The following is a 1,361-nucleotide window of genomic DNA, read 5'->3' on the forward strand; positions in this document are numbered from 1 at the left end:
GCCCTAAGCCAGCAACAGCCGATGCTGGTCGCCAGCCCCATCTCTGCGTCGGCGTTGGCCGCCCAGGCACGCCGCAACACCTTGCCGGCGGTCCTGTCCGGGCTGACCCACACCCGCCGCCAGGCCGTCACTAATGGGAGTGGCGACAGTTTAGGGGGGCGGCTGGCCAGCCAAACCGGCGAACAGCAATTGCAAACCCTGACCAAGCTGGTCAGCGAGGCGACCGCAGCGGTGTTGGCCCATCCCGACCCGGGCGCCCTAGATGTCCAACGACCGTTCCAAGAACTCGGCATCGACTCCCTGACCGCCCTGGAACTACGTAACACCCTGACCGCACACACCGGCCTCACCTTGCCGGCGACTCTAATGTTCGACTATCCCACCCCCGCTGCGGTGGCTCGGCATCTGGTGACCTTGCTGGGGAAGACCGCTGCGCCGACCCGTACGGCCACCCGGGCGCCTGAACGCACCACCGAGCCGGTGGCAGTGGTGGGGATGGCCTGCCGATTCCCGGGCGGAGCCGATTCTCCGGCCCGGTTGTGGGAGTTGGTCGTGGATGGCGTGGACGCCATCGGCGGGTTCCCCCACGATCGTGGCTGGGGCCTGGCGGGGCTGTTTGATCCCGATCCGGACGCGGTGGGCAAGACCTACACCCGTTCGGGAGGCTTCTTAGCCGAGGTAGGCGGCTTTGATGCGGAATTCTTCGGGATTTCAGAGCGCGAGGCTCTGGCCATGCATCCTCAGCAGCGGCTGTTGGCCGAGGTGTGTTGGGAGGCATTAGAAGCCGCCGGTATCGATCCGGCCGGTCTGGTGGGCTCGGATACCGGGGTGTTCGCCGGGGCGTGGTCGGAGCCATACGGCGGAGGCGGTTCGGGCAGTGTTGAAGGCTACATTCTGACCGGTACGTCCCCCAGTGTGACGTCCGGGCGGGTGGCGTATTTGTTGGGGTTGCAGGGTCCGGCGATCACGGTGGATACGGCGTGTTCGTCGTCGCTGGGGGCCACCCACTGGGCGTGTCAGTCGCTGCGTAATGGGGAGACCAGTCTGGCTTTGGCTGGTGGGGTGACGATTATGACGACCCCGCTGATGTTCACCGAGTTCGCCCGCCAGCGCGGGCTGGCCCCGGATGGGCGGTGCAAGGCTTTTTCGGCCGCCGCGGATGGCACTTCCTGGGGTGAGGGCGCGGCGGTGTTGGTGCTCGGGCGGCTCAGCGATGCCCGCCGCAACAATCACCCGGTGTTGGCGGTGATCGCGGGCTCGGCGGTCAATCAGGACGGGGCTTCCAATGGGTTGACCGCCCCGAATGGGCCGGCGCAGCAGCGGGTGATCACCCAGGCGGTGGCCAACGCGGGGATCGGTTT

1 protein-coding gene is annotated in these 1,361 nt (G+C 67.2%); it reads left to right on the forward strand.

Features of this window, described 5'->3' with window-relative positions; translation table 11 throughout:
- Window positions 1–1,361, forward strand: a 1,361-nt coding sequence (locus tag MSIMFI_RS27250) for a beta-ketoacyl synthase N-terminal-like domain-containing protein (protein WP_191500031.1), incomplete at both ends; no start/stop codon positions are given.

It is taken from the genome of Mycobacterium simulans (assembly GCF_900232995.1).
GTDB lineage: Bacteria > Actinomycetota > Actinomycetes > Mycobacteriales > Mycobacteriaceae > Mycobacterium > Mycobacterium simulans.